The sequence below is a fragment of the Mesorhizobium sp. M1E.F.Ca.ET.063.01.1.1 genome (genome assembly GCF_003998155.1).
Lineage (GTDB): Bacteria > Pseudomonadota > Alphaproteobacteria > Rhizobiales > Rhizobiaceae > Mesorhizobium.
On record NZ_RZSC01000712.1, the window covers coordinates 1 to 2991 of the forward strand.

The following is a 2991-nucleotide window of genomic DNA, read 5'->3' on the forward strand; positions in this document are numbered from 1 at the left end:
CGATGATCGCTTTTTCGATACCGAGGCGGTCCATCAGCGTGGCGATCGTGTCGGCCTGCGCCGCCAGCGTTTCGTTGTTGCCCGGCCCACGCTCGGACCAGCCGAAGCCGGGGCGGTCGAGGAACAGCATCTCGGCGCGGCCTTCGAGCAGCGGCCTCATCGGCAGCATCTGGTCCTTGAGGTTGGCGCTGGCGCCATGGATGAAGACGATCGGGGGCAAATCGGCGCCGGCCGGCGCCGGGATATGGACGTAGTGGATGCGGGCGCCATCGATGTCGATGAATGCGCCGGCCGGCGGGTTGCGACGCTCGATCAGCCAAGCGCCGGCGCGGGTGACGACGGCAAGGGCGAAGATGAGCGCAATGAGGAAGAGAAACGCGGCGCAGATGAGGTTCATGCGGAGGAGATACGGAAGTGGCGGGAAGTTAGTTTAGGGGAGTAGGGGAGTAGGGGAGTAGGGGAGTAGGGGAGCTGTTTCCTGGCCAATCTCTACCCTACTCCCTTATTGCCCTACTCCCCTACTGCCTTAAAGGAATCAAATACCCTCGCCGGCCAGCTCTTCCGACAGTGTCGAGACCTGGTCCTGAGCGCTGCGCATCATCGGATAGATGGTGAGCACCTTCTGCCAGGCTTCCAGCGCCGACTGCTTGTGGCCGGTTTCGGCCATGATCTGCGCCAGGCCGGAGAGCGCGCCGAAATGGCGGGGTTCGAGCTGCAAGGTGTGGTCAATGTCGGCCATCGACTTCCCGTAATTCTTCATCAGGAAATGCACGGTGGCGCGGCGGTTCCAGCCTTCGGCATAGCCCGGCTGCAAGGTCACCACCTGATCGAGGAAGTCGAGTGCGACGTCGAATTTCTGGTCTTCCGTCGCCTTCTGCGCCCATTGCATCATCAGGTCGATCGAGGCGCTGCCGGACTGGTTCCATTCATTCCAGATGCGGCCGGCGATCCGTTCGGCCGCCTTTTCGTTGCGCTCACGCTTCAGGTCGGTGAAGAGCTGATCAAGGCGGCCCTGCCTGGTCGAGGCGACCGGCGGCGGCGTGAGGGCGGGCGGCGGCGTGGCGGCGGGCGGCGAGGCAGGCTCCTCCGCCGACGCGGGCAGGCCGAAAAGGAGCAGAGCGGCGAAAGAAGCAAAAAGAATCCGCATCGCCGGAATCTAATGCCGGACGGCGGATCGTCAAAATGATTTTAGCGTGAGAGGGCCGGCGAACCGGCAATCGACATCAAACGGGCGCGGCGCTTGGTTCGTTTGTGGCGCCGCGCGCAAGTCTCAGCCCTGGCGCGCCTTGTAGCGCGGAGCAGTCTTGTTGATGATGTAGATGCGTCCCTTGCGGCGAACCAGCCGGTTGTCGCGGTGACGCGCCTTGAGCGCCTTGAGCGAATTCTTGATCTTCATGGTCTTGCCTATCCGGTCGGGGCCCGGTTCCGGGCCGAATTTTAAAGGCGCGCCCGGAAAAAGCGCGCCTTTGAACTTGCGTGGCTCATAAACGAGGAGCCTTGCTCCTGTCAACCGCAAGCGCGCCGTATAACCGGCGCAGGAGCCCACATCATCAAATATTCGCCATCGCGGCGACCTGGCATTGCGCGACTCAAGGCCGGCTGGAAAGGTGCCGCAACGCGAAGCGATTGGGAGATCCGGCATGCGCCGCCTGTTTTTGTCAGCCTGCCTTATGCTCGTGGCAACCGCTCCGGCGGCCTGGGGGCAGGAGTGCGACCGCAACGACGACAGCCAGCAGATGATGAATATCTGCGCCAACGCCGACTATGAGGCGGCCGACGCCAAGCTCAACGCCGCCTACAAGGATATCGTCAGCGGAAATGACGAGAAAGCCAACAAATTGCTGCAGACGGCGCAGCGCGCCTGGATCGCGTTCCGCGACGCCGAATGCGCTTATTCGGCCGCCGACAGCGAGGGCGGCTCCATCTATCCGATGGAGGTTTCGCAATGCCTGACGGAGCTGACCAACGAGCGCACCAAGCAGCTCACCTCCGGTGCCAATTGCAAGGACGGCGATCCGAGCTGCGCCAGCCCGGACGAGGACGAAGATCAGGATATGCAGTAACCAACGCTGGTCAGTTTTTATGGCTGATCCGGGTGAAATGACCCATCTTGCGGCCGGGGCGTGACTCGGCCTTGCCGTAGAGATGCAGCATCAGGTCGGGTTCGGCGAGCAGCGCCGGCACCTTCAGCATGTCGTCGCCGATCAGGTTTTCCATCACGCAATCGGAATGTCGGGCCGGTGAGCCCAGCGGCAGGCCGGCGACGGCGCGGATATGCTGCTCGAACTGCGAGACGAGGCAGGCGGCCTCCGTCCAGTGGCCGGAATTGTGGACGCGGGGCGCCAGCTCGTTGGCCAGCAGCGAGCCGTCGGCGAGGACGAAGAATTCGATGCCGATGACGCCGACATAGCCGAGCGCCGAGAGGATTTTCGCCGCCGCCTCCTTCGCCGCCGCGGCAGTTTCCGGCCCGATCGTGGCCGGTACCGTCGAGCTGCGCAGGATGCCCTCGCGGTGGATATTCTCGGCCGGATCGTAGGCGGCAACGCTCCCGTCAAGTCCGCGCGCGGCGATCACCGAAATCTCGTGCTCGAAGGCGACGAACGATTCGAGGATCAGCGGCACATTGCCCATCGCCTCGCAGGCGCCGGCAAAGCCGCCGGTTTCCATGTTGCGGAAGACGCGCTGGCCCTTGCCGTCATAACCCATGCGCCGCGTCTTCAAAACGCCGCTGCCGCCGAATTTCCTCAGCGCCACCGTCAGCTGGTCGTCATTGTCGACGGGGCAGAATTCCGCCGTCGGGATGCCGATGCCGTTCAGGAAACTCTTCTCGGTCACGCGATCCTGCGCGACTTCAAGGGCGCGGGCCGGCGGATAGACCGGAACGCGTGCGGCAAGCGTCTCCGCCGCCGCAACCGGGACGTTCTCGAATTCATAGGTGACGACGGCGCTGGCGACAGCGAGTTCGGCAAGCGCTCCCGGATCGTCATAGGC

The 2991-nt window shown here is 63.7% G+C and carries 5 protein-coding genes; 1 reads left to right on the forward strand and 4 read right to left on the reverse strand.

Annotated features, from left to right (window positions below):
• The 3 genes from EOA29_RS31050 to ykgO all read right to left on the reverse strand — a co-directional run.
• On the reverse strand, positions 1-397 hold a 397-nt coding region (locus EOA29_RS31050; RefSeq protein ID WP_348628926.1), incomplete at its 3' end, for an alpha/beta fold hydrolase.
• 138 nt (positions 398-535) lie between these two features.
• Complete coding sequence (locus tag EOA29_RS31055) at positions 536-1147, reverse strand: hypothetical protein (protein ID WP_126091494.1); 612 nt, start codon at positions 1145-1147, stop codon at positions 536-538.
• Between the two features lie 123 nt (positions 1148-1270).
• Positions 1271-1396 (reverse strand): type B 50S ribosomal protein L36, encoded by a 126-nt coding sequence (ykgO, locus tag EOA29_RS31060; protein ID WP_040974291.1) that lies wholly within the window; start codon positions 1394-1396, stop codon positions 1271-1273.
• A gap of 244 nt (positions 1397-1640) precedes the next feature.
• Here ykgO and EOA29_RS31065 point away from each other — a divergent pair, with 244 nt between their 5' ends.
• On the forward strand, positions 1641-2063 hold the full coding sequence (locus EOA29_RS31065; RefSeq protein WP_126091495.1) for a lysozyme inhibitor LprI family protein: 423 nt from the start codon (positions 1641-1643) through the stop codon (positions 2061-2063).
• A 10-nt stretch (positions 2064-2073) separates the two neighbouring features.
• Here EOA29_RS31065 and EOA29_RS31070 read toward each other — a convergent pair.
• On the reverse strand, positions 2074-2991 hold a 918-nt coding region (locus tag EOA29_RS31070), incomplete at its 5' end, for a 5-(carboxyamino)imidazole ribonucleotide synthase (protein WP_127222067.1).

What these genes read in the sequence shown, in the direction of transcription:
- EOA29_RS31065 (WP_126091495.1), top strand. Translation starts at nt 1,641, where the DNA reads ATGCGCCGCCTGTTTTTGTCAGCCTGCCTTATGCTCGTGGCAACCGCT.
- ykgO (WP_040974291.1), bottom strand. Translation starts at nt 1,396, where the DNA reads ATGAAGATCAAGAATTCGCTCAAGGCGCTCAAGGCGCGTCACCGCGAC.
- EOA29_RS31055 (WP_126091494.1), bottom strand. Translation starts at nt 1,147, where the DNA reads ATGCGGATTCTTTTTGCTTCTTTCGCCGCTCTGCTCCTTTTCGGCCTG.